Source organism: Bacillus sp. ILBB4 (assembly GCF_035064545.1).
GTDB lineage: Bacteria > Bacillota > Bacilli > Bacillales > Bacillaceae_H > Priestia.
The window spans coordinates 227785-252269 of record NZ_JAIQVD010000003.1 but is presented as its reverse complement, the minus strand read 5'-3'; the positions used below and the strand labels follow the sequence as shown (position 1 = coordinate 252269).

General features: G+C 39.6%; 26 protein-coding genes and 2 pseudogenes. 9 read left to right on the top strand and 19 right to left on the bottom strand.

The features are described from left to right. Positions 1 to 5: 5 nt before the first annotated feature. A complete protein-coding gene (locus tag LAV82_RS13240) occupies positions 6 to 506 on the bottom strand; it encodes a CBO0543 family protein (RefSeq protein ID WP_016764921.1) in 501 nt (166 codons plus the stop codon). A gap of 297 nt (positions 507 to 803) precedes the next feature. Further along, entirely contained in the window at positions 804 to 2414 is a 1611-nt protein-coding gene (gene ggt, locus LAV82_RS13235) for a gamma-glutamyltransferase (protein WP_499716240.1), read from the bottom strand. Between the two features lie 164 nt (positions 2415 to 2578). On the opposite strand from ggt, the gene LAV82_RS13230 reads away from it, so the two are divergent. Then, positions 2579 to 3967, top strand: a complete 1389-nt coding sequence (locus LAV82_RS13230) for an alpha/beta fold hydrolase (RefSeq protein WP_499716239.1) — start codon at positions 2579 to 2581, stop codon at positions 3965 to 3967. A gap of 36 nt (positions 3968 to 4003) precedes the next feature. Here LAV82_RS13230 and LAV82_RS13225 read toward each other — a convergent pair whose 3' ends face one another. Continuing rightward, positions 4004 to 4549, bottom strand: coding sequence for a GNAT family N-acetyltransferase (locus LAV82_RS13225; RefSeq protein WP_499716238.1), 546 nt, complete (start codon positions 4547 to 4549; stop codon positions 4004 to 4006). A 92-nt stretch (positions 4550 to 4641) separates the two neighbouring features. Here LAV82_RS13225 and LAV82_RS13220 point away from each other — a divergent pair, with 92 nt between their 5' ends. Further along, complete coding sequence (locus LAV82_RS13220) at positions 4642 to 5100, top strand: hypothetical protein (RefSeq protein WP_214986177.1); 459 nt, start codon at positions 4642 to 4644, stop codon at positions 5098 to 5100. A 187-nt stretch (positions 5101 to 5287) separates the two neighbouring features. Here the strand turns inward: LAV82_RS13220 and LAV82_RS13215 are convergent, their stop codons facing one another. Continuing rightward, positions 5288 to 6472 (bottom strand): M20 family metallopeptidase, encoded by a 1185-nt coding sequence (locus LAV82_RS13215; protein WP_499716237.1) that lies wholly within the window; start codon positions 6470 to 6472, stop codon positions 5288 to 5290. After that, positions 6450 to 7802 carry an LLM class flavin-dependent oxidoreductase gene (locus tag LAV82_RS13210; RefSeq protein ID WP_499716236.1) on the bottom strand — a complete coding sequence of 451 codons (1353 nt, stop codon included), beginning with the start codon at positions 7800 to 7802 and terminating at the stop codon, positions 6450 to 6452. Before LAV82_RS13210 ends, LAV82_RS13215 begins: the two co-directional genes overlap by 23 nt. Before the next feature lie 446 nt (positions 7803 to 8248). Between LAV82_RS13210 and sfnG the strand changes: the two genes are divergently transcribed. Both sfnG and LAV82_RS13200 read left to right on the top strand, forming a co-directional pair. Beyond that, positions 8249 to 9322, top strand: coding sequence for a dimethylsulfone monooxygenase SfnG (gene sfnG / locus LAV82_RS13205; RefSeq protein WP_499716235.1), 1074 nt, complete (start codon positions 8249 to 8251; stop codon positions 9320 to 9322). Positions 9323 to 9364: 42 nt separating this feature from the next. After that, a complete protein-coding gene (locus tag LAV82_RS13200) occupies positions 9365 to 10585 on the top strand; it encodes an acyl-CoA dehydrogenase family protein (protein WP_013058024.1) in 1221 nt (406 codons plus the stop codon). A 46-nt stretch (positions 10586 to 10631) separates the two neighbouring features. Here the strand turns inward: LAV82_RS13200 and LAV82_RS13195 are convergent, their stop codons facing one another. Further along, a complete protein-coding gene (locus LAV82_RS13195) occupies positions 10632 to 11546 on the bottom strand; it encodes an NAD(P)-dependent alcohol dehydrogenase (protein ID WP_063672124.1) in 915 nt (304 codons plus the stop codon). Positions 11547 to 11716: 170 nt separating this feature from the next. Between LAV82_RS13195 and LAV82_RS13190 the strand changes: the two genes are divergently transcribed. From LAV82_RS13190 to LAV82_RS13175, 4 genes are all read left to right on the top strand, one after another. Continuing rightward, positions 11717 to 12409, top strand: a complete 693-nt coding sequence (locus LAV82_RS13190; RefSeq protein WP_029323039.1) for a response regulator transcription factor — start codon at positions 11717 to 11719, stop codon at positions 12407 to 12409. Beyond that, positions 12402 to 13406: a sensor histidine kinase gene (locus LAV82_RS13185; protein ID WP_499716234.1), complete on the top strand. Its 1005-nt coding sequence runs from the start codon at positions 12402 to 12404 to the stop codon at positions 13404 to 13406. Before LAV82_RS13190 ends, LAV82_RS13185 begins: the two co-directional genes overlap by 8 nt. A 100-nt stretch (positions 13407 to 13506) precedes the next feature. Further along, the gene (locus LAV82_RS13180) at positions 13507 to 14268 is read left to right on the top strand and encodes an ABC transporter ATP-binding protein (RefSeq protein ID WP_211077764.1); all 762 of its coding nucleotides are present in this window, start codon (positions 13507 to 13509) and stop codon (positions 14266 to 14268) included. Beyond that, positions 14258 to 16201, top strand: coding sequence for an ABC transporter permease (locus LAV82_RS13175; protein ID WP_499716233.1), 1944 nt, complete (start codon positions 14258 to 14260; stop codon positions 16199 to 16201). Before LAV82_RS13180 ends, LAV82_RS13175 begins: the two co-directional genes overlap by 11 nt. Positions 16202 to 16292: 91 nt before the next feature. On the opposite strand, the gene LAV82_RS13170 is transcribed toward LAV82_RS13175, so the two are convergent. The 3 genes from LAV82_RS13170 to LAV82_RS13160 all read right to left on the bottom strand — a co-directional run bounded on the left by LAV82_RS13170 (position 16293) and on the right by LAV82_RS13160 (position 18781). After that, positions 16293 to 16865 (bottom strand): GNAT family N-acetyltransferase, encoded by a 573-nt coding sequence (locus tag LAV82_RS13170; RefSeq protein WP_499716232.1) that lies wholly within the window; start codon positions 16863 to 16865, stop codon positions 16293 to 16295. 75 nt (positions 16866 to 16940) lie between these two features. Continuing rightward, positions 16941 to 17573 (bottom strand): dienelactone hydrolase family protein, encoded by a 633-nt coding sequence (locus LAV82_RS13165; protein WP_029323052.1) that lies wholly within the window; start codon positions 17571 to 17573, stop codon positions 16941 to 16943. Between the two features lie 5 nt (positions 17574 to 17578). Then, positions 17579 to 18781, bottom strand: coding sequence for an aminotransferase-like domain-containing protein (locus LAV82_RS13160; protein WP_499716231.1), 1203 nt, complete (start codon positions 18779 to 18781; stop codon positions 17579 to 17581). Between the two features lie 439 nt (positions 18782 to 19220). On the opposite strand from LAV82_RS13160, the gene LAV82_RS13155 reads away from it, so the two are divergent. Beyond that, positions 19221 to 19397 carry a hypothetical protein gene (locus LAV82_RS13155; RefSeq protein WP_165351768.1) on the top strand — a complete coding sequence of 59 codons (177 nt, stop codon included), beginning with the start codon at positions 19221 to 19223 and terminating at the stop codon, positions 19395 to 19397. A gap of 41 nt (positions 19398 to 19438) precedes the next feature. Here LAV82_RS13155 and LAV82_RS13150 read toward each other — a convergent pair whose 3' ends face one another. The 10 genes and pseudogenes from LAV82_RS13150 to LAV82_RS13105 form a co-directional block, all read right to left on the bottom strand. Next, on the bottom strand, positions 19439 to 20215 hold the full coding sequence (locus tag LAV82_RS13150) for a sulfite exporter TauE/SafE family protein (RefSeq protein ID WP_211077760.1): 777 nt from the start codon (positions 20213 to 20215) through the stop codon (positions 19439 to 19441). Between the two features lie 70 nt (positions 20216 to 20285). Then, positions 20286 to 20510 (bottom strand): sulfurtransferase TusA family protein, encoded by a 225-nt coding sequence (locus LAV82_RS13145; RefSeq protein WP_055992054.1) that lies wholly within the window; start codon positions 20508 to 20510, stop codon positions 20286 to 20288. 35 nt (positions 20511 to 20545) lie between these two features. Continuing rightward, positions 20546 to 21673: an MBL fold metallo-hydrolase gene (locus LAV82_RS13140; protein ID WP_211077759.1), complete on the bottom strand. Its 1128-nt coding sequence runs from the start codon at positions 21671 to 21673 to the stop codon at positions 20546 to 20548. Between the two features lie 62 nt (positions 21674 to 21735). After that, on the bottom strand, positions 21736 to 22287 hold the full coding sequence (locus LAV82_RS13135; RefSeq protein ID WP_055992048.1) for a sulfurtransferase TusA family protein: 552 nt from the start codon (positions 22285 to 22287) through the stop codon (positions 21736 to 21738). A 55-nt stretch (positions 22288 to 22342) separates the two neighbouring features. After that, a complete protein-coding gene (locus LAV82_RS13130) occupies positions 22343 to 22639 on the bottom strand; it encodes a rhodanese-like domain-containing protein (protein WP_499716230.1) in 297 nt (98 codons plus the stop codon). 22 nt (positions 22640 to 22661) lie between these two features. Then, positions 22662 to 23018, bottom strand: a complete 357-nt coding sequence (locus LAV82_RS13125; RefSeq protein WP_211077757.1) for a rhodanese-like domain-containing protein — start codon at positions 23016 to 23018, stop codon at positions 22662 to 22664. Positions 23019 to 23045: 27 nt separating this feature from the next. Next, a complete protein-coding gene (locus LAV82_RS13120) occupies positions 23046 to 23528 on the bottom strand; it encodes a DsrE/DsrF/DrsH-like family protein (RefSeq protein ID WP_013058040.1) in 483 nt (160 codons plus the stop codon). Positions 23529 to 23575: 47 nt separating this feature from the next. Beyond that, positions 23576 to 23701: pseudogene (locus LAV82_RS13115) on the bottom strand (sulfurtransferase TusA family protein); the annotation flags it as partial. After that, positions 23685 to 23825, bottom strand: a pseudogene (locus LAV82_RS13110) (metal-sensing transcriptional repressor); the annotation flags it as partial. The pseudogenes LAV82_RS13110 and LAV82_RS13115, both read right to left, overlap by 17 nt. Continuing rightward, positions 23815 to 24180, bottom strand: a complete 366-nt coding sequence (locus LAV82_RS13105) for a sulfurtransferase (protein WP_499716229.1) — start codon at positions 24178 to 24180, stop codon at positions 23815 to 23817. The gene LAV82_RS13105 and the pseudogene LAV82_RS13110, both read right to left, overlap by 11 nt. Positions 24181 to 24485: the final 305 nt, after the last annotated feature.

Genomic DNA, 24485 nt, shown 5'->3' with positions numbered 1-24485 from the left:
CTCTGCTATTGTATTTTCGTTTCTTCCTGCTTCTTTTCAATTTTTCGAATCCATCCAATCAGCATTCGGTTAAGATACGATTTTAACGTTACGCTAGTAAAAGTGTGGTACCACATCCAGCCTGTTTTCCACTCGATGAGCTTCGTTCGTTTTTCAGCCCATAATTCAATAAAAAACATCGGGATCGTAAAAAGCACAATTTTATATAAAACTTTTAACCCTTTATCGTAATACGTAGCCTGGTTAATCATGACGGATATCATAGGATACAGCAAAAAGTCGAACAACACGTTAATTCTAAACTGTTTTTTCAATAAGCGAGTTGGATATCGAAGAAGGCCGTGGGTTACAATAAATTTATCAATAATACCATTTGTTAAGGCGTTAAATACATAGGCCAGCAGCCAATCTTTAATTGGTGGTTTTCTAAATAAAAAAGGGAGAATCCCCAGGGCGATAAGTAGCATTACACGTAAAAATTTCACTTCAAACTTTTTATTTCTCATCACCTTTTCGCTCCTTTCACCAAGTGTTGTTAGCCTACCTTCATGTCAATTGGCAGCTTGAGACGGCTGTTCTCACCACGCTCAATTATTGCTTATGTTAATTTATAAAGATACGCAGCAGCGTCTAATGTAAATTTCCCGTACATAACCCCTAAGTTCACGCTATCCATACATACGTAAATATTTGTTTTAGTTTTAAGTTCTTTGAAGAGATTTATACATGTGGTTGAGACATGAAAAAAGCCCAACTCTAATCAGTACGGGCTTCCACCTTCACCTATTGTGTTTTTTAAAACGTTACCATCCAGCTACAAATCCATCCGTTCGTGATTCACTTCCTCCGCATAGCACGCCGCTTTCAGGATCTCTCCAAATAATCTGTCCGCGCCCAAATGCCATTGAATCATCAGCTACTTCAATTTTATGTCCTTTTCGTTCAAGCGCTTGTGCTACGTGTGAGGGAAAAGCTGGTTCCACAAGCACCGTTTTATCTTTTTTCCACTGCCATCTTGGCGCGTCTAAAGCAGCTTGAGGATGAAGCTGAAAGTCAATCGTATTCATGACGACTTGCATATGTCCCTGCGGCTGCATAAAACCTCCCATCACGCCAAACGGTCCTACGGGCTCATTATTTTTAGTGAGAAAGCCTGGAATAATGGTATGAAACGTTTTTTTATTAGGAGCAAGACAGTTATCGTGATCAGGATCCATTGAAAAATTGTGGCCGCGGTTTTGCAAGGCAATTCCCGTTTCTGGCACAACGATTCCAGAACCAAAGCCCATATAATTACTTTGAATAAATGAAACCATGTTTCCTTCTTCATCAGCCGTTGCTAAATACACCGTTCCGCTTCCAACAGGTTCTCCCGCTTCAGGCTGCAGGGAATGTTCTTTTATAAGGCTTCGACGATAGCTTGCATAGATATCAGACAGAAGCTCACTAACAGACACGCTCATTTTTGCTTCTTCCGTAATGTATTTTTCCCCGTCCGCAAACGCAAGCTTTATCGCTTCTATTTGTTTATGATACGTATCCACAGCATCTTTTTCTTGAAGCTCAAAACCTTTTACGATATTTAATGCCATTAACGCAATAAGCCCCTGACCGTTCGGAGGAATTTCCCACACATCATATCCACGGTAGTGAGCGGAAATCGGGTTCACCCACTCAGGCTCATAAGCAGCCAAATCTTCTTTTGATAAAAAGCCGCCGTGTTTTTTACTGAATGCATCAATACGATCCGCAAGCTCGCCTTTATAAAACGCTTCTGCATTTGTTTCGCCAATGAGCTGAAGCGTACGGGCATGGTGGATGGATGACCACATTTCTCCTGCTTTTGGTGCTCGTCCATTTGGGGCAAACGTTTGAAACCATGACTCAAATTCTTCGCTTGTATGTACTCGTTTGAACGTATCGTACGCTTGTTTCCATTGTTTCGCGAGAGTAGGCGCTAGCGGAAATCCTTCTTTGGCGTACTGAATAGCAGGCTGCAGTACTTGAGAAAGAGGCAGTTTGCCAAATCGCTTCGATAAAGCAGCCCAAGCAGCCGGAGCACCGGGAACCGTAACGGGAATCATTCCGTACTTAGGAATATCTCTGTACCCTTTTTCCTTTAACGCATCAATGGAAATAGACTGAGGAGAAGGGCCGCTAGCATTCAGTCCGTATAGCTGATCATTGGTCCAAACAAGCGCAAATGCGTCTCCTCCGATTCCATTTGACGCGGGCTCTAACACTGTGAGGCTTGCAGCTGTGGCGATTGCTGCATCAATTGCATTGCCGCCTTTTTTTAAGATATCAAGGCCTGCCTGCGCTGCAAGCGGCTGAGATGTAACTACCATTCCTTTTTTAGCATAGACGGGAACTCGGGATGATGGATATGGATGATAATGCGGATCATAGTTCATAAAAGCGCCTCCTTTTTTAGATATTTAAATTTTCTAAATAATATAACTTCTTTATTTTACCATATTCATAACGCATCGGCTTTTTTTCTCTTAGAATGACATGACTCTTTTTACCTAAAATTGGTATACTGATAGAGTACAAGAATCGCCAAGGAGGATGATGTATGAAAAAAGTAAAAGCTGCCCTTCCACTCGCTGTTTCTTTAGCACTCGGGCTTCAAGTACTCCCTATGTCCACTTCATCTGTTCAAGCTGAAGCAGTGGCAAATGCGGCTCATCATTCAGCAAAAATTGAAGTCAAACGAGCAAACGCATTTTTAACGAATGTAGCGAACGGCAAAGCAAAAGAAGCTAAGCGCTACTTTTCCCGCAGCCTGCAGTCCAAAATGAGTGAAGACAACCTAAAAACATGGTGGTCAGCTCTAACGGCTCAGTTTGGTTCTGTAAAAAAGATTGGTATATCTGTACAAGGTGAGGTCAATACCGTTCATAGAAATATAGAAATTCCAATTGAATTTGAACACGTATCAGCTACTTTAACCGTTCGATTTAGTCAAAATCGGCAAATTGATGATTGGCGAATCGTACCGGAGGAGCGCCAGTTTTCGTTTTCTACACCGCCTTATGGCATCCCTAAGAATTACAGTGAAAAACAGCTTTCAATCGGCAAAGCACCTTACGAACTTCCAGCAACGCTCACTCTTCCAACACGCTCAAAGCATCAAAATGTACCCGTTGTCATTTTAGTTCATGGATCAGGTCCTTCTGATCAAGATGAAACGTTTATGAGCTTAAAGCCGTTTCGAGATCTGGCTTCAGGACTGGCTTCTCAAGGAATCGCCGTTTTACGCTACAATAAGCGTACATACGAACATACAGCTAAGATGTCCTGTGAAAGTAAAATAAACGTTGATGATGAAACAACGGATGATGCCGTACTCGCAGTCAAAGCAATGGCGAAACAAAAAGGCATCGACAGCCGCAATATTTTTATACTAGGACACAGTCAAGGCGGCATGATGATGCCCAGGATTTTAAATCACACGCCAGATAAAAGCGTGCGCGGCTCTATTTTACTTGCTGCACCGAGCCGCACACTTCCAGAGTTAATGCTTGAACAATTTGCCTATCTTGTATCGCTGAATCAGCTTCCGAAAGAGCAGCTTGCTTTTTTCCAACAGCAGTTTGCCATTTTACAAGATCCAAGCTTTTCACCAGCTCAGCCGCCAAAAGAATTCCTGCTTGGCACGCCTTATTTTTGGTATGACTTAGCTCACTGGCAACCTGCAGAAGTCGCAAAATCTCAGGATACGCCTCTGCTTTTTTTACAAGGAGCGCGTGATTATCAAGTAACGACCGAAGATTTTGAAGGCTGGAAACAAAGCTTATCTCAGCGTTCCGACACTTCTTTTAAGCTTTATCCAAAGCTCAACCACTTTTTCACAGAAGGAACTGGTGAAAAAAGCACGCCCGATGAATATGCTGTTTCAGCCAACATTCCTTCTTATGTCATTGATGATATTGTCAAATGGGTTCGTGAAACTAAAAAATAAGAGAACAAGGCGCTGTTTTTCCAGCGCCATGTTCTCTTATCCATTAAACCTCCCCATCATCACCGTACTATAGTACTTGCCGTCTGACAGCAGCTTGTCATTTTTTAATACCCCTTCTATTTCAAACCCGAACTTTGTATATAAATCAATCGCTTTTTTATTGGTCTCTAGCACATTCAGCGTCATTTTCTTCATGCCCGCGCTATCTGCCCACAGTACGGACTGCTGTAAAAGCTCTTTGCCAATTCCGTATCCCCAACATTCTTTTGCGATGCATACGCCAAACTCTGCTTTGTGGGCAAATCGTTTCAACTCGTTGCCTTCGCATCTTGAAAACCCGACAATTTCATTATGTACACTTGCTACTAAAAATAAGTTTCGTTTACTTTCTGTGTCACGTTGAATAAGTTTTTCAAAATCGGATTCGTCCATATACCCTTCTCCTGGTTCACGATCTAAGTTTTCCGTTTCTCCGTCTAGCTGAACTCTAAGGTGAGACAATTCATCTGCATCGTTAGTGGCAGCTGAGCGAATGATGTACTGAAGTCCTTTTACATTATAGATTTGCTGGTTAATGACCATCATATTCCTCCAAGCGTCTTTCATAAATCTATCAACAGAATTTAATTTCCTTTAATATAAATATTATACATAAAGAAAGAGAGTTGAACGAGTTGCTTTGGTTACTGCTTTTGATCCTATACGGCATTTACAAGTTCTATAAATCAAGAAGACCCCTAACGAAGTTTGGTCATTTTTACGAGAAAGCGTTTGAGCTAGAAGAAAAAAAGCGATATGAAGATGCTCTTGATATACGCAACCAAGGGATCGAACTCCATACCCTTACCGATTTAGAACGAGCTGATTTACATTTAGCAAACGGGCGTATGCTTTTGAAACTAAAGCAGTATGAACAAGCAACGAAACACTACGACGCCTCATTTAAACTAGCAAAATATGAAAAATTTCCTTACTCAGAAGGATTTGACGAAGTCATTGAAGCTTACTTGTATGCAGGGCGTAGAGAAGATGCACTAATCATCACTAATGACATGTTAAAACGACAAAGCTACGATCAAAAATTTAAGAAGCTAGAGCCTTTAAAAGAAAAGCTTCTTTCACATGAAGACTAATGGTAAAATTAAACAAATGAAAGCGCATTATTAAGAGCGATTGAGGTGAGTATAGTGATCATAACCGTTATTGTAGGAGTGCTGGGTTTGATTGGTTTAATTGCAGCAGGATTTGCGACGAACTATAAGGATACGAAATAAGAATACATAAAAAAGAACAAGAACCTATTTGGTTCTTGTTCTTTTTTTAACGAGCCAATAGCTTTTCTGTTATGCGCAAAAACATCTTTACTCCAATTTCAAGCGAGTCTTCATCTACCGTAAACTTCGGATGATGATGAGGGTATACGATGCCCTGTTCTTCATTTCGTGCTCCGATGTTAAAAAATGCTCCTTCCGTTTCCTGCAGATAAGCTGAAAAATCTTCTCCTCCCATTTTAGGAGACAGCGTCTTTACACATTCTTCTCCATATTCTTCGATAGCTGTTTCTTCAATTAACCTTGTAATTTCTTCAGAATTAATGACGGGATGATACCCTTTTTCATACGTAAACGTGTACTCTGCACCGTAGGCTTCTGTTAGTCCTTTTACAATTCGATCAATTTGTGCCGGAACTTTTTCTCGCAGAGCTGCGTCAAAGCTGCGAACGGTACCATTAAGCTCCACTTTATCAGGAAGTACATTGTGCGTAGTTCCTCCGTGAAATTGTGTAACCGATACGACTAATTTATCAATTGGATTGGTAGTTCTTGAAACAATCGTTTGAAGGTTCGTCACAATTTGTGCTCCTACAACAATAGCATCAACTGCTTCGTGAGGCGCTGCGGCGTGTCCTCCTTTTCCTTTAATCGATATATTAAACGTGTCAGGCGAAGCCATCATAGGACCTGCAAGCACGCCGATTTCTCCGATGGGAAGACCAGAATTCAAATGCGTGCCAATTACGTAATCCACACCTTCCATCGCGCCTTCTTTAACAAGCTCCTGTGCCCCTCCTGGCAGCAGCTCTTCTGCGTGTTGAAAAATCAAGCGGATTTCTCCTTTAAATTCATCTCCTAACTGAGAAAGAACAGAAGCTACTCCTAATAAAATAGCCGTATGACCGTCATGTCCGCATGCATGCATCATGCCTTTATGAACCGAGGCAAATGCAAACGTGTTTTCTTCTTCAATCGGCAGCGCGTCCATATCCGCTCGGATCGCAACCACTTTTCCCTCTTCTTTTCCTATTAATCTAGCCACCACGCTTGTTGGGGTAGGACGAGTAATGATAAAGCTTCCAAACGAACGAAGCGTATCTTCAACAAACTGAGACGTTCGGTGTTCTTGAAACGATAATTCAGGATAGCGATGAAAATGTCTTCTCCACTCAATTACCTGCTTTTTTAAGCTTTCTGTGACGCTGTATTCACTGATTAATTTGACTGTCATACACATACTCCTCCTTTGTTTGACTATATCGATTATGTGGAACGGAAAGGTCCAAATTTCCGCGCAGCGTACTGCTTTCATATGAAGTGTCGTAAAGGCCACGCTCTTGTAAAATCGGCACCACTTTTTCCACAAACTGATGAAACGTATCGCTCATAAACGGGCGAAGCACAAATCCATCCGCTGCTTCTTGCTCATGCCATTTTTGCATTTCATTCGCTACATGCTCCGGCGTCCCTGAAAACGGCGAATGCGGTAAAATTGTTTCAAGTGCTACTTGTCTTAACGTTAACTTCCTAGCAGCTGCCGCTTGTTTAATTTTATTTGTAGTGCTTTGAAACGCATTTGTTCCTATATCCCCTAACTCTGGAAACGGTGCGTCTACGTCAAATTGATGAAAATCATAATCATCAAAAAAACGAGCTAAATATGTAATGGCATGATCAATTGGAATTAAAGCGGCAAGCTCTCCATATCTTCTTTCTACATCTTCCTCGCTATCTCCTATAATTAAATCAATACTTGGAAAAATGAGAAGCTCTTCAGGATTTCTCCCGTGATTTTTTACTCTGTTTTTCATATCTTGATAGAATGCCTGCGCTTCTTCTAGTGTATTTGCATTGGTATAAATCGCATCGGCATTTTCCGCTCCGAATCCTCTTCCTCTTTCTGATGAACCCGCTTGAAACACAACCGGATGTGCCTGCTTTGAACGAGCAATATTTAACGGCCCTTGAACTTGAAAGTGCTTGCCTTTAAATCCAAGAGTATGCATTTTCTTTGGATCAAAAAACTGACCGGTTTCTTTTTGGTAAGTAAAAGCATCATCTTCCCACGAATCCCACAGCCCTTTTACTACGTCGAGATGCTCTTTTGCTATTTCGTATCGCTCGCTGTGAAGAGGAAGATATCCTCTGCTGTGATTGCGCGCTGCCCCTTCTTGTGGAGAAGTGACTAAGTTCCATCCCGCTCGCCCACCGCTGATATGATCAAGAGACATCAGCTGACGAGCGATGGTAAAAGGCTCACTGAAACTTGTTGAAACCGTCCCAACTAAACCGATGTGATTCGTAGAAGCAGCAATAGCTGACAGCAGCGTAATGGGCTCAAAACGATTTAAAAAGTGAGGAATGGACTTTTCTGATATTGCTAACCCATCCGCAATAAAGACAAAGCTGAACAGTCCTTTTTCCAATATAAGCGCTTGCCTCTTGTAAAACTCAATATTAATGCTCGCATCAGGCTCTACGTCCGGATGTCTCCATCCATCCGTCGTATTTCCAAGTCCTTTAATATTTGCTCCTAGCTTCAGCTTTCTTTTTTCACTCAACGTATACTTCCTCCTTTTTACGACAAATAAAAAAGAGATGCTTTGATTGTTCAAAGCATCTCCAGTCGTCTGGTCGATCGTTTTTAAACGGCTATTTATTTAGAAAAAATAGATGTTTATTTCTCATTTGTTTAACATATTTGAATAGTATACTCACTATTCCTATAAGTCAAGTTTGTTTTTGGTTAAAATAGATGATCTCTTCCTTCTTTAGTTAAACTTAATTACGATTTCATTCTTTTTAAATTTCTTAAAACACACTTTGACTATCGGAATAACCGGTGATATAACTATATGTACATTCAGCATCCGTACCGCCTGTCAGGCTACTGAAGGCTCTTATCTTCTCTTCAACTTGAAGCGAGATAAGAGCCTTTGGCATTTAAGGAGATGAATGTTTTACCCAGCTCATTTATTTTCAATACTTAACTAAGGAGGCGTTACATATGAGTTTGCAATTTGCTTATTGGGCCCCGAACGTAAGCGGAGGCCTTGTCATTTCCAACATTCCTCAAAAAACAGAGTGGTCATTTGAAGCAAACAGCCAGTATGCCCAAATTGCCGAGCAGGTGGGCTTTGATTATGTTCTCTTGCAAACTAGATTTTTTGCAAGCTATGGAGCTGAAAATCAACTAGAAGCTGCGACTCTCGCTTCTGCACTGGCTGCCACTACTAAAAAAATCAACATTATTACAGCGGTTCTTCCGGGGCTATGGCATCCCGGCGTATTTGCTAAAATCATTTCGACTATTGATCATATCAGCAACGGACGCGTCTCTGTGAACGTTGTAAGCGGCTGGTTTAAAGGCGAATTTAACGGCTACGGCGAACCATGGCTAGATCATGACGAGCGCTACCGCCGTTCTGAAGAATTTATTAACGTGCTTCAAGAACTATGGAAAAACGAAACGACTACGTTCAAAGGAGACTTTTACCGATTAAATGACGCACCGCTAAAACCAAAGCCTCTTCAGCCGCCAAAAGTATTTCAAGGAGGAAACTCTAAAGCCGCCCGTGAAATGGCAGGCCGAGTATCAGACGTTTATTTCATGAACGGCAACTCGATTGAAAACTTAAAAAACCAAATTGAAGATGTAAAAGCAAACGCAAACGGCCGTGATATTCAATTCGGCGTGAACGGGTTTGTCATTGTCCGTGAAACAGAAGAAAAAGCAAAACAAGTGCTAAAAGAAATTGTTCTACAAGCAGATAAAGAAGCCGTTGAAGGATTTGAAAGTCAAGTGAAATTTGCGGGCAAAGCTTCTCCTCAAGGTGAAGGCATGTGGGCAAACTCTTCATTTGAAAACTTAGTTCAGTACAATGATGGCTTTCGAACTGGCCTTATCGGAACAGCCGAACAAGTCGCCAATCAAATTATCGAACTGAAAAAAATCGGCGTGGACATTATTTTGACAGGCTTTTTACATTATGAAGAAGAAATCAAAACGTTTGGCGAAACCATCATTCCGCTCGTAAGACAAAAAGAACAGGAACTAAAAGAAAAAGCGGGCGCATTGTAAATAGTTTATCGTAACAAACATTAAAATTTTTGGAGGTATGTTATGTCAGTCGAAATTTCTGCACGTCCTGTATACAATCAATCAACGCGCGCTTATTACGCGTCCATCCGCGAGAAAATCGCTTCTCTTGTAGATGAAGTGATCCGGCCTAATGCAGCCCTTACAGATGAAGAAGGCGTTTTTCCACGAGAAAATTTAGAAGCGCTTATTAAAGCAGGCTGGGGAAATATTCTTGTACCAAAAGCATACAGCGGCTTAGAACTTGATCACGTGGCTTTTGCGATTGTAGCTGAAGAAATTGCAAAAGCCTGTGCTTCTACTGCTTTAGTTTACGTGATGCATGTCGGAGCGATTCAAACTATCACGCTGTACGGAAATGACGATCAAAAGAAACGTTGGTTACAACCAATTGACCAAGGGCTGATTGGTACGTACTCTACAAGTGAAAAAGCCTCAGGAGGACACTGGTGGTACAACTTCAGTCAAGCGCAGCGAAATGACGAAGATTATGTAGTTAATGCTGACAAATCATTTACTACGAGCGCCGGGCAAGCTGATTTTTATGTCGTTCAAACACGCAGCCCTGAAGCACAAGAAGCAACGGATATTAGCTTTTTTATTGTAGATGGAAAATCAGACGGCATCACCGCAAGTCCATGGGAAGCGCTGGGCGTTCGCGGTAATCACAGCGGTCCGATTTCTTATAAAAATGTACACGTGCCAAAAGAAGATCTTCTAGGCAGTGAAGAAACAGGGAAAGAAATCGTCTTAAACGGCGTTTCCCCTATTTATTTAATTGGCCTTGGTTCTGCTTGGCTTGGAGTAGCGGAACATGCGCTAGAGCTTGCGGTTAACCATGCAACGCGAACGATTCACCGCGATTTTAATAACCAGCTTAGCGACTATCAAGTCATTCGCCAGCAGATTGCTGAAGCAAAAGTCCTCATTGAAAGCACAAAACCATGGCAAATTGACTTGGCAGAACAGCTTGATATTTTACAAGCTGAACAAAAAGCACAAGGTGTCCTTACCCTCCCGCTGACTGAATTTAAAGTGCACGCTTCAGAAGTAGCTAACAAAGCAACGCGAATTGCATTGGATGTAAGCGGCGGATACGGCTATAAAAAAGGCCCTATTGAACGTTTGTTCCGAGATGCCAGAGCGGGCATTGCTATGGGCCCTTCTAATAATATTGCCAGAGAATGGATCGGAAAGAACCTTGTAGGGCTTCCTCTTGAACTTTGGATTAAAGGCGGAGAGTAAAGTTTAATATCATAAAAAAGAGGATCTTTTATAGAGATTCTCTTTTTTACTTTTTTAACGTAACGACTACGCTCCCTATCTTATGTCCGGTTTCTACATACTCATGAGCTTCTGGAACTTGTTCTAAAGAGTAGCATCTATCAATCACTGATTGGATCTGTCCTTCTTCCATCAGTTTTTTAAGAAGTAATAAATCTTTCGTCTGCACTTTGGCAATTCCTTGCCCTTCGACCGAAACAAAGCGTCCATTTAAGGCTAACGCTTCCTTGCACTGATTTTTTGTGATTTTCCCAACCGCATCAAAGATAAGATCGTATCTTTCTTGTTTTTCAGTAAAATCTTCGTTTTGGTAGTCGATGACGAGGTCTGCTCCTAAAGACTTTACTAGTTCACTATTTTTAGCACTGCACACGCCTGTCACTTCAGCTCCGTAATAGTTAGCAAGCTGTACAGCGGCAGTTCCTACGGCACCTGAAGCACCGTAGATAAGCACCTTTTGCCCGGTTTGAATGGTTCCTTTTCTAAAAAAATGCAGAGCCGTCGTGCCGCCGAAAGAAATAGAGGCGGCTTCTTCATAGGTTACATTCTCTGGCTTTACGGCTATTGTCCCCTTTTCTGGTAAGCAGATATATTCCGCATATCCTCCGAACTTCATACCTGTCATTGCAAACAGCTGGTCGCCTTTTTTGAACCGCGTTACGTTCTTTCCGACGTCTTCTACTTCTCCGGCCAGCTCTACACCTAGTATTGATTTTCTAGGCTTCCGTAACCCCAAAACTATTCGCATTGGAAGCCACAACAGCAGTGGACTATTAAAGCTCCTTACTCTGCAGTCGCCCGATGTGACCGTGGTTGCATAAATTTTTATCAGTATTTCATTCTCTTTTGGAATAGGCTTTTCCACTTCTTGAAGCTGAAGAACATCTGGTTTACCATACTTTGTACATACCATTGCTTTCATAACAGCTCTCCCTTTTTCACTAAAGTTCAATATATGTTTATAAACTATGCTCGTCGAAAGCTATTCTTTCACATTTTATAAAGAACGCCGGTGAATCTACTATCACATATGGTAAATAAAAGGATATTGCTATAAAATAAGTATAAAAACAGAAAGCGTGGTACGTGTTATTGTTTAAACTTTTTTTAATTGAAGACGATGTAACGCTGTTTAACGAACTGAAAGAGCGGTTGGAGCAATGGTCTTATGATGTTTACGGCATCCGTGATTTCAGCAACGTTATGCAGGAGTTTAGCGAGGTAAAACCTGATTTGGTTATTATGGATATTCAGCTGCCGAAGTATGACGGATTTCACTGGTGCAGAATGATTCGTTCTCATTCAAAAATCCCTATCATCTTCCTATCTTCACGTGATCATCCTTCTGATATGGTAATGTCTATGCAGTTTGGAGCAGACGACTTTGTGCAAAAGCCGTTTCATTTTGATGTGCTTGTAGCAAAAATACAGGCCCTTCTCCGCCGCGTGTATAATTACAGCGTTGAGCAAGTAAACCTTCTTTCGTGGCAAGGCGCAACGATTGATTACGAAAAAAATAAAGTATCAACCGAATCTACAGCTATTGATTTAACCAAAAATGAAATCTTTATTTTAAAATGCTTAATACATAAAAAGAATACGATTGTAAGCCGAGATGAACTGATTAATAGTTTGTGGGAAGATAAACGGTTTATCAGTGACAACACGCTGACGGTAAACGTCAATCGCCTGCGAAAAAAATTAGATGAAATTGGACTGGGAACTTTTATTGAAACAAAAGTCGGCCAAGGCTACGTAGCCATTGAAGAGGAACGCTATGATTAAACTCTTTATTCGCGAGCGTCTAAGCTGGATCCTTTTCTTTTTTATCATACATTTTTTTATGCTATTTATCGCGTATATTGATGAATCCATTCCTCTGTCTTCGATTCTCTATATCGTGTTTTTATCATCCATTATCTTTCTTATTTTCTGCGTCTTCCGCTATCAGAAAGAAACGAAATTTTATCAAAAGCTAAAAGATGAAGAAGACTTCTTTGATTCTTCCACTTTTTCTCATCCACTGCGTCCGTTTGAAAAGATTGTTCAGCGAAATCTGATGCAACAATTAGAACAAGCGAAAAAAGATGGCGTGCAAACTCAGCTGCACGTGACGCAGGAAAAAGATGAGCTGTTAGCTTGGATTCACGAAATTAAAACGCCATTAACTGCCATGCATTTAATGATTGAACGCTTAGAAAATCAAGAGGTTAAAGCAAACTTGACGTTCGAATGGCTTCGTATTCACTTTTTACTTGATCAACAGCTGCATCAAAAGCGTATTTTCTTTATCGAAAATGATATGTATATTGAACATCTGGATTTAGAGTCCCTTATTTTCACTGAAATCAAAACACTGCAAGCTTGGTGTATGAGAAAAAATATTGGATTTGATTTGGACTTACAGGCAGAACGTGTACTGAGTGACGCAAAGTGGCTTTCGTTTATTATGAGGCAGCTCTTAACAAACGCCGTTAAGTACAGCGAAGAATCTGACGTGATGATTAGAAGCTACGAGCATAATGGTCAAGTGTATATCGAGGTAAAAGATAGCGGTCGGGGAATTTCTCCACAAGATATGCCGCGTATTTTTGAGAAAGGTTTTACCTCAACTACGCAGCATGAAGACAGCCGTGCCACTGGCATGGGTCTATATCTAGCTCAAAAAGCTGCCCACGCTCTTTCGATTCACATTGGCGTGCAGTCAGTTCTTAACCAAGACACGACGTTTACACTTGCCTTTCCTAAATCAAATGATTTTGTTGATATGAAAAGCATGTGACAAAAATGTCACATGCTTTCGTCATTTGTTCGGTGAATCAAAGGAAAAGCTAAAGCACTTTTTCTATAATAAACGTATCAGATTAAAGGAGTGAATACATATGAACGTATTAGAAGCTACTAATATTCATAAAAGTTACGGAAATAAGTTTAACAGACAAGAAGTATTAAAAGGCGTAGATATTACCATTATGAAAGGAGAATTTGTAGGAATTATGGGCGCTTCAGGCTCAGGTAAAACGACGCTTCTGAATGTCCTTTCCTCTATTGATAAGATCAACGGCGGAATGATTAAAATTGAAGGAAATGAAATTAGCAGAATGAAAGAAAAGCAGTTAGCAAACTTTCGAAAAACCCATCTGGGCTTTATTTTTCAAGACTATAACTTGCTCGACACGCTTACAGTAAAAGAAAATATCCTCTTGCCTCTTTCCGTTGCGAAAACTCCTTCAGCAGTAGCTCACAAAAAATTTGATGCGCTAGCTAAACAGCTCGGCATCTATGAGCTAAAAGATAAATACCCAAACGAAATTTCGGGCGGACAAAAGCAGCGCACCTCTGCTGCAAGAGCTTTTATTCATGAGCCAAGCATGATTTTTGCTGACGAACCAACGGGTGCACTTGACTCAAAAGCGGCCAGCGATTTGTTAAACAAACTGACCGAGCTTAATGACAAAAGAAGCGCAAGTATTGTTATGGTAACGCATGACCCAGTGGCAGCCAGCTATTGCAGCAAAGTCATTTTTATAAAAGACGGACAAATTTATACGCAGCTGTACAAAGGCGATCAAACGCAAAAAGCCTTTTTTGACGATATTATGAAAACTCAAGGCGTGCTAGGCGGAGTTCAACATGAACATTAATCAGCTGATTTTCCGCAACTTCAAAAAGAATGTAAAAAACTATTATTTATACGTTTTTGCACTAATTTTCAGCGCAGCTTTATATTTTGCTTTTGTAACGCTGCAGTATGATCCGGCTCTTGATGCAACCAAAGGTTCCATTAAAGGAGGCGCAGCGGTTCGGGCCGCTTCTGTTTTACTTGTAGCCATCGTTTCTATCTTTCTATTATATGCAAACACGATATTCATCAAACGACGCAGCAAAGAAATTGGCTTATTTCAGCTAATTGGCATGACCAAAACAAAAATTTTCCGTATTTTGACGGCTGAAAATTTTATGCTGTACTTTAGCTCGCTGATTGTCGGCATTTTAATTGGATTTTCGTTTTCTAAAGTAATTATTATGATTTTATTTAAAATCACCGATACAAAAGGCATTGCCAAACTTCACTTTTCAGAAGAAGCCTTGATTCAAACGCTGATTGTGTTTGGAGTCATCTATTTGCTAATTATGACGATGAACTATCTTTTTATTAAAAGACAGACCATTTTAGCACTATTCCGCGTTACTTCATCAACAGAAGGCAAAACAAAAAAAATCAGTATACTTGAAATTATTATTGGAATTCTTGGCATAATCTTTATTGCTTCCGGCTACTATATTTCTGCTAAATTGTTTGACGGTTCTTTTACAAGCATGAATGCTTTGTCAATCGCAATGGTGTCTATTTTAGCTTCAGTTATCCTCGGAACCTATTTGTTTTATAAAGGCTCGGTTCGATTTTTATTAAATCTTATGCGAAAAAGCAAAAAAGGCTATTTGTCAATTAACGATGTATTATCTCTTTCTTCGATTATGTTTCGAATGAAATCAAACGCGTTATTACTAACGGTTATTACAACCGTATCCGCTCTTGCTATCGGTTTTTTATGTTTGAGCTACATTTCCTATTACTCTGCTGAAAAGTCGGCTGGAGACTATGTACCTAACGATTTTGCTATCAATAATTCAAAAGACGCTGCTTCGTTTAAAGCCGCGCTGGAACGAAAGAAAATAGCATATACGGAAAAAAAGATCGACGTCATCCAAGTAAAAGCAAACGTAAAAAACATCTTAGAAAATAAGTTGGAAGGCCCAATGGTAGACTCGTCCGCTATGATTTTTCCGATGGTCAGTGAAAAATCCGTTGGTGGTGTAAACGTAGCTCAAAATGAAACTTTATTTACCGGCTCTAATGATATGCTTCAACAAGCAATGGCATTTAAAGACTCCGGACAAATTGAGCTAAAAGGAAAGAAAAAAGTCATTCCGCAAAAGTTTATAGGTTTAAACCGAAAATTTATCTTATCTACCTATTTTACAAGCGGTATGCCTGCTGCCATTGTAGACGATCACGTATTTAATGAGCTAAAAAAGGATGCGGACCCCTCTATTCAAAAAGAATCTTCTGTCTACACTGGAATAGACATATCAAATGAAGATAACTTACCAAAAGCAAATGAGCTTTTCGGAGAGATAAAATTCAGCGATGATAGCTTAAATAACTCGCGTATAGAAATGGCAGTGAGTCAAAAACAAAATATGGGCCTAATCATGTTCATTGTTGCTTTTTTAGGACTGGCATTTCTAATTACATCAGGCTGCATTCTTTATTTTAAACAAATGGACGAAAGTGAAGATGAAAAGCCAAACTATACCATTCTTAGAAAGCTCGGCTTCACAGAAAAAAATTTATTAAAAGGCATTAAAATAAAGCAGCTCTTTAACTTCGGCATCCCATTAGTCATCGGCTTGCTTCACAGTTATTTTGCCGTGCAATCCGGCTGGTTCTTGTTTGGAACTGAAGTTTGGACACCTATGATTATCGTCATGATTGTCTATACTGCACTCTACTCTATTTTTGGTATTTTATCTGTTCTTTACTATAAAAAAATTATTAAAGAAGCTCTTTAAAGATAAAAAAGCACAAGCTATAGCTTGTGCTTTTTATCTTTAAATGCCATTAATTGCTGGCATTTTCTTTATTTCCCTGACTGGCTGCATGTCAAAAACCTTCTAGTCGCTTTTTGACAAACGGCCACTCGTCGTCAATTATACTGAAGATAACCGAATCTCGTACGTATCCATCAGGTAAAACCATATGTTTTCTGCTGATGCCTTCCTGCATGGCACCCAAGCGTTTAATAGCCTTTCTAGACCGATTGTTTCGTACATCCGTTTTGAATTGAACGCGGTGAAGCTTCAGCTCTTCAAAACAGTATTTTAATAATAAATACTTACACTCCGTATTAACTCGCGTTCGCCACACGGATGGATGATACCACGTCCACCCTATTTCTACGCTTTTGTTAGGAAGCGATATATCTAAAAATCTCGTGCTTCCTACAATCGAATGTGACTCTATATCAAATACAGCAAAAGGAAGCTCTCTTCCCTCTTGCTTTGCTTTTAAAGCACTTTCAATCAGCCGTTTCATATCACTTAGACTATGAACTTTTACCGGGAGATGCTCCCAAATTTCTTTCGGTTTTGCAGCTTCATAGAGTCCTTGCTCATGCATTTTTTCAAGCGGTACTAGCTTTACTGCTGTTCCTACAATTTCAACTGACTTTAGCATAACCTCGCCCCTTTTCAATACGTCTAAAGAAAATGTTAATACATGTATATGTACTGAAAAAGGGTCAGTTTCTGCTTATTGTAAGGTATCACTTTCATTATAATACTGGTTATCAGCTAAGTTTTTTTCGAGAAAATCACTTATGGTTTGGAAGGCTTGGTCTGCTGATTCTTTATTAAAGGTTTTTGAAAAAGGATTCATAAACCCATGAAATCCATAAAACTTTTTGATTTTCAAAAGCGGCTCTCTTTTTTGCTCTAATGAGTTTATTAAAGAGTCTACATCAAATGTTTGCTCTTCAGCAGGAAAAATAAGAAGAGTTGGACACACAGGACGTCTATTTATATAGTCTCTAATACGCGATCCGTAACAGCCTATCACAAAGTCACACAAATTGTTTTCACTGCATAGCCACGATATTGTGGCTCCTACACTGAAGCCTATAACTCCTACTTCTTCATATTCCTGTTTTAGTTGAATTAACATGTTAGTAATTTGTCTTGAACCCTCATCAATACCAATGTTTTGAACAAAGTTTTGATAAGCCATTCGTTCTTCTTCATAGCTATAAGGAGCGTCTTTAGATAATAAGTTAGGACAGATAATATCTGCCTCTAACTTAGACAATTTCTCTTTCATAAACTTCATATGATTGTTCACACCGTATATTTCATGAATCAATAAAATTGCTTTATTTGATTTTTCCATTCTTTTTATAAAACAGTCGTTTCCCTTGTCAATTCACGATGCAATACGTCTCCCATGCGCTTCATGCCTTCAACGATTTGTTCAGCAGACATATTAGAATAATTCAAGCGCAGCGCATTGTTTCTTGTTCCGTTTGGAAAGAAAGGAGTTCCTGGAACACAGGCTACGTTGTTTTTTAGACATTCTGAAAAGATATGCGCTGAATCAATTCCTTCGGGCAGTTCCACCCAAATAAACAATCCGCCTTCTGGCTTACTGTAAGACAAATTCTCCGGGAAAAACTCTTCGATGCACGATAACATTTGGGTACATCGCTCTTTGTATACGGCTTTAATTTTTTGAATGTGCTCTTCGATATCATAAAGCTCCATGTACTTAGCCGTTACGCGCTGAGCAAAGCTGTCCGTATGCAAGTCAGCCACTTGCTTAAACGCTACGTACTTATCAATAAAAGCTTCATCTGCACACACCCAGCCGATTCGAAGACCCGGTGCAAAGATTTTAGAAAATGTGCTGATATAAATAACTCTGCCTTCTGTATCAAAATGCTTAACCGGCGGCAGCGTTTCTCCTGCAAATCGAACGCCTCCGTACGGATTATCTTCTACAATTAGAACGTCGTATGCGTTCGCAAGCTCGATCATTCGCTGACGTCTTTCTCGCGTTAATGTGCGCCCTGTAGGGTTTTGAAAATCTGGAATTGTATAGATAAATTTCGCATGTGGATTTTCCTGAAGCTTTTTCTCTAGCTCTTCCATAATCATTCCGTCTTCGTCCATGTCTACTTCTACAAACGTCGCATTGTAGGATTTAAAGACGTTAATAGCCGCTAGATACGTTGGGCTTTCACAGATTACCACGTCTCCGTCATTAAGAAACAGTCTTCCGGTAAGGTCAATTGCCTGCTGAGATCCGGACGTAATTAAAATGTTCGAAACCGTGGACTCAATGCCGATGTCCTGCATTCGTTTAGAAATTGCTTCTCGTAAAGGGATATACCCCTCTGTTGCACTGTATTGAAGTGAAGCGGCTCCGTCTTCATTTAATACGGCGCGGCACGCATCGTTCATTGCTTCAACGGGAAATAGCTCCGGCGCTGGAAGTCCTCCTGCAAATGAAATCACTTCTGGTCGTTCCGTTACTTTTAAAATTTCGCGCGTTTCAGAGGATTTTACAAGACTAGCTCGTTGGGCAAATTTATCTTTCATTGATGATCATTCCTTTTCTAGATTTTAAACTTTTAATAACCAGTTAATTATTAGAATAGTCAGAAAAATTAAAACAGAAGCCTTGGGAGATGCCTTTTTAATAGACAACTAGCATCTGCTTGCTCTCTGACTATTCATTTCTTCTTGATGCCATGTTCTCCTTTCGGTACATATTTTTCTCATTCACTATTTGTAATACAAATCAAAGGTCGTACGATAATTATGGCCTTATATTTAATGTATGTTAAAAAGGATAACATAAAAATCAAATAAATAAACAATAAATTCTATAAATTCTTAATTTTTTATGCAAATATATTTATCTCAGTAAATTATTTTGTAAGATTCCTTCCCTTTTCATTGACCTGCCTTATAAAACCCTTTATAATCCTTATTAACCCGATAAGATTTAAAGGTTTTAGTACAGGAGTGATAAAAAGTGAAATGGCTTCATTTTCTGTTTAATGAACGATGCCCTAAATGCAAGCAAGTGTTAAATACATCAAAATCCAATGCTCTTCGCTCTACTGTTGTGAAAGTATGTCCGTCTAACCACTATCAAAAAGAATTTCATCCTGCGCTTGAAACGTTTGTGGAAAGTGATGAAGTACTATAAAAAAAGCTAAAGCTATGGGAATCCATAGCTTTAGCTTTTTTTTATAGCAGCCCCCACCAAATTTTAACTGCCGTTGCTAAAATTAAACCGGCAAGGATCCACTGAAGCACTTTTGTATTCATTTTCTGCCCCACTTTTGCACCAATTGGAGAGGCAATTAGGCTTGCAGCAACTAAAATAAGTGCAGGTATAAAAGGGACTTGATGCGTTATCAGCTTTCCAACCGTCGAACCAATGGAAGAAATAAAGGTAACGGCTAGTGAAGTTGCGATAGTAATTCGAGTTGGAATTTTAAGTACCACGAGCATCACAGGAACTAAAATAAAGGCTCCTCCTGCTCCTAACACGCCTGCTACGGCTCCGATAAGCAGTGATAAAATAGAAGCTAATCCTTTATTGAATTGAAGTTCGCCTTCTTTTATCTCATCTAAATTTTTCTTTGGAATAAACATCATAATAACCGCAATAAGAGCTAAAACTCCATATACAACATTTAATCCTTGTTCATTCATATAATGTGAGCTGTAGCTTCCAAGCATGCTGCCGATTAGAATATTGCTGCCCATATATAAAATTAATGATTTGTTTAAAAATCCGCTTTTTCGATACGCCCATACGCCGCCTATTGTCGCAAAGAACACTTGAACAGCTCCTGCACCTGAGACTTGATGAGCCGTTAATGCTCCTACTCCTACTAATGGAGGAATATATAACAGCATCGGATAATTAATAACAGACCCGCCAATACCGACCATACCGGAAATAAACGACCCAATAAATCCAATAAGAAAAAGCGTGATGATAAATGTAAGATCCATCTATAGTCGCTCCGTTTCATATAAGGAAAGGGTACCTTTTACAAGAGATACCCTTTTCGTCCATTATTTCTTATCCTTTTTTAATCCAAAACTTAAAAACGTCGCCTTCTTCTGTATGAAGAAGCTCGTGACCGCCAGATTTTGCCCAGGCTGCAAGATCGTTTTTTGCCCCTTTATCCGTTGCATGAATTTCTAACACTTGACCTGCTTCAAGTTCATTCATTGCTTTTTTTGTTTTAACAATCGGCATTGGACATGCCAGCCCTTTTGCATCTAGTATTTTAGTTGATTCCATTTCTCTCTCTCCTTTGTTTGAGTTGAATTTTTTACTTAGCGAATCGCACAGCGGTTTGGTCCAATTTCCATTTCGCGCTGTTTTTCTTCATCTGGACTTACTTTTCCCATATTAGTTTCACGGATTTCTTGATATGCATTTGGCTGCGGCGGTAAATTGTCTGTTACTAAGTGTCTGAACTCTGCTTCGTCTTCAATATTTAATCCACGATTTTCAGCAAATAAAGTACCTAATTTTTCAGCTACGCTGCCGTTGTCATTTAGCTCATCAATAATCATAAAATGAGCTGGCAATACAACTAACTCATCTGATAATGCTTTATAGCGTCTATAAAGCGTCTCGCGCAGATCGCCTACCCAATCTTCAGCCATACCAGCTAAATCAGGACGTCCAATTGAATCGATGAACAAAATATCACCTGAAAGCAAGTATTGATCGTCTACGATAAAAGAAGTTGATCCAATCGTATGACCCGGTGAATAAAGAGGCTGAATCGTAATCGTTGTGTTACCAATCACGACATCACTGCCTTCTTCTAACGCCTTATAGTCAAAAATCACTTCTTCTGCATCTTTTGGAGGCAGCCAGTAAGCTGCATTTGTTGCTTCAGCAATGACTCTTCCTCCTGAAATGTGATCTGCATGAAGGTGAGTATCAAACACATGCTTAATTGTGACACCAAGTTCTTTGGCAAAGTTAATATACACATCCGCCATACGCGTCGCATCAATAATAGCAGCTTCACCGTTCGATACGATCATATAAGATAAGCATCCTTTACCGATACGAACAAACTGATAGATCTCTCCGCCGTCTTTTAAATCTCCGACTTTAACAGGCTCTAAATATTCACTCCACGCTTTCATACCGCCTTTTAGGTACGATACTGTAAGGCCAGCTTCTGAAAGCATGTCAGCTACCATCACCGATGAACCTTCTTTGGCACAGACAACTAACACTGCTTTATCAGAAGGGATTTTTTCTAAGATTTCTTCTACTCCGTCTAAAAGATCGAAGTATGGAACATTTAAATGCTGAAATTGATGACCTTCAATTTTCCAATCGCTAAAATCACTTTCATTACGAACGTCCAAGATAAATAGCGGTTCTTTATTAATAATTTTAGATGTAACTTCTTTTGCAGTAAGAACATGTACTGTCATATTAAAATACCTCCTTGGGTATATAAACCATCAAAAATTTTTAATTCACTATGATTCATTGGTTATTCTACTTTACCTGTCCAGTCACGCATACCAGGAACCACGTTAACTAAGTGTTTAAATCCTTGCTTTTTCAACGTTTGCCCTGCCATTTCACTTCGTCTTCCAGAGTGGCAAATAATATAAATTTCATTCTCTTTATTTAGCTCATTCGAACGTTTTTCTACTTCACCAAGCGGAATATGAACTACGCCTGGAATATGAGCTTCATCGTATTCTTCTACTTCACGAACGTCTAAAATATGAAGATGTTCTTCATTCTCTACTTTTTTCGCAAATTCTTCTAATGAAATTTCTGGAATGGGCGTTACGTTTTCTTCGGCACCGCCTTTACGAAGAAAGTGGTGAAGAACGTCACCTTCTGTCTCGGTACCTAAATACTCATGACCTGTGCTTTTTGCCCACGCTTGTAAGTCAGCCGTAGAGCCTTTATCCGTTGCTTGAATTTCTAGTACTTGACCTGCTTCTAATTCATTCATTTTCTTCTTTGTTCTTACGATTGGCATTGGACATGCTAGTCCTTTTGCATCTAATACAAAGTTTGCTTGCATCATTTCTTTTTCCTCCCTGATTTAAATACTAGTAGGGGTATATTTTTTTCCAAAAAAATTAGACCTTTTCCCCTTTCCACTCCATCATTCCGCCGGTCATATTCGTTACACTATAGCCTTGCTGCTCAAGAAAACGAGCTGCCATTCCGCTTCTGCCTCCAGAACGACAGACGACAATGTAATTATTTGCTTTGTCTAACTCATGCATACGGAATTCCAATAAAGGAAGGGGGATATTTAACGCGTTTGGAATTTTACCTGTTTTTACTTTCCCTACTTCACGTACATCTAAAATGTGAATTTGTTCTTGTTTTTTTACTAATTGTTCTACTTCTTGTGCTGCTATTGTCTTCACGCTACGTCTCCTCCTTTTTGATTTATCTCCACGTATTCATGCCGCCTTTAACGTTGGTGATGGATGTAAAACCTTGCTTTTTCAACAGTTTACTTGCTTTCATACTTCTCATTCCGCTTTGACAAACAACGACTACTTCTCTGTCTTTTGAAAGCTGGCCTGTTTGGGCCGGCAGTTCTGATAAAGGAATGTTTCGAAATCCTTTAATATGTTTGGTACGAAATTCAGGCGGTGTTCGCACATCGATAAACTGGTTATTTTTATTTTTTAACTTTGCTTTTAACTCCATTGTGGCTATTTGCTGAATACCTTTTACTGGTGCAAAACGTTGATACAAAAACCACAACAGAAAGACGATAATAAGCGCATTGATAATCATATTGACCCTCGCTTCATGAGTTATCTTTTAGATGAATAAGTTTACGTTTCCGTCTTCTGCGTCGGCTAAATACGCTGCTACGCCCGCATATTCAATATTATCTAGCAGCTCTTTCTCCTGTAATCCTAGAAGATCCATCGTCATCGTACAAGCCACTAGCTTCACATCTTGTTCTTGCGCCATTTCAATAAGCTGCGGCAGCGTTAGAGCGTTATGCTTTTTCATTACGTTTTTAATCATTTTAGGTCCCATACCTGCAAAGTTCATTTTAGATAAGCCCATTTTATCCGCACCGCGCGGCATCATTTTGCCAAACATCTTTTCTAAAAATCCCTTTTTCACCGGCACCATTTCTTCTTTACGAAGCGCATTCAATCCCCAAAACGTATGGAATATCGTCACTTCATGGTCATAAGCAGCCGCTCCGTTGGCAATAATATAAGCTGCCATCGCTTTATCATAATCCCCGCTAAATAATACAATCGTTGTTCGTTTCTTTTGTTCAGTCATGTTGTTCCCCCTATTACCCCATTGGGTATATTTAATTCTAAAAAAAATTAGCCTTTTTGAATGTAAAAGATAAATATGCTGCCTTCTTCTTTAAAATCAATAAGTTCGTGTCCTGTTGATTTTGCCCACGCTGTTAAATCACTTTTAGCACCTTTATCTGTCGTTTGCACTTCTTGCAGCAGATAATTGAGTCACGACGTCTCGGCAGTCTTTTCCTTGCTCCATCATGCTGAGCACGCCTTTTAGCTGTCCTTCAATTCGGCGCAGGCGATTTTTCACCTGTTGATTATACTCCATAATCGAATACCCCTTTCTTTCCTTTACTTTTACACTTACACGCTGCTAACTCATAGCTGCGCAATTTAAAACCTCTTTTTCGTAAGAACCTTACGCTTAAATTTAATTCCACTCTATCTCCGGCAATCAGATGAACGCTGCCCTGTGGAATTTCTGAATAAAAGCGTTTGAGGTACGCATACGGAATAACTATACCAATAGAATCGCGAACTTCATGATAATGACGAATATCTACAACCGTTCGCCCAAATTCTTTTGCTTCAGATTCACGTATGCACTGTATTCCTTTAACGGGATAATAACGTCGGTATGCACTAAATAAAATAGCAAGCAACAACACTGCTATATAGAGCATGACCATCACCGCCTTGCTATTAAATTGATGTTGTTTACACGTTTTATAATATACCCCTATAGGTATATTGTCAAGTAAGAAAATTATATTTAATTTTTCTTATTTACATAGTTGCTTTACCGCGAACTAGTCCATTTTATACAGCTTAGACCTTATGAATGTTGGTCTTTGACTCGCTTTATTCGTGTACCCCCTACCCTATCGAACAAACGTATTCTTCATCATCGTCGCTCGTATATAGGGCTGAAAATCAAGCTTACTGCGTCATTCACGTCTACACACAAAAGGTCCAGTTCCTAAGGAGA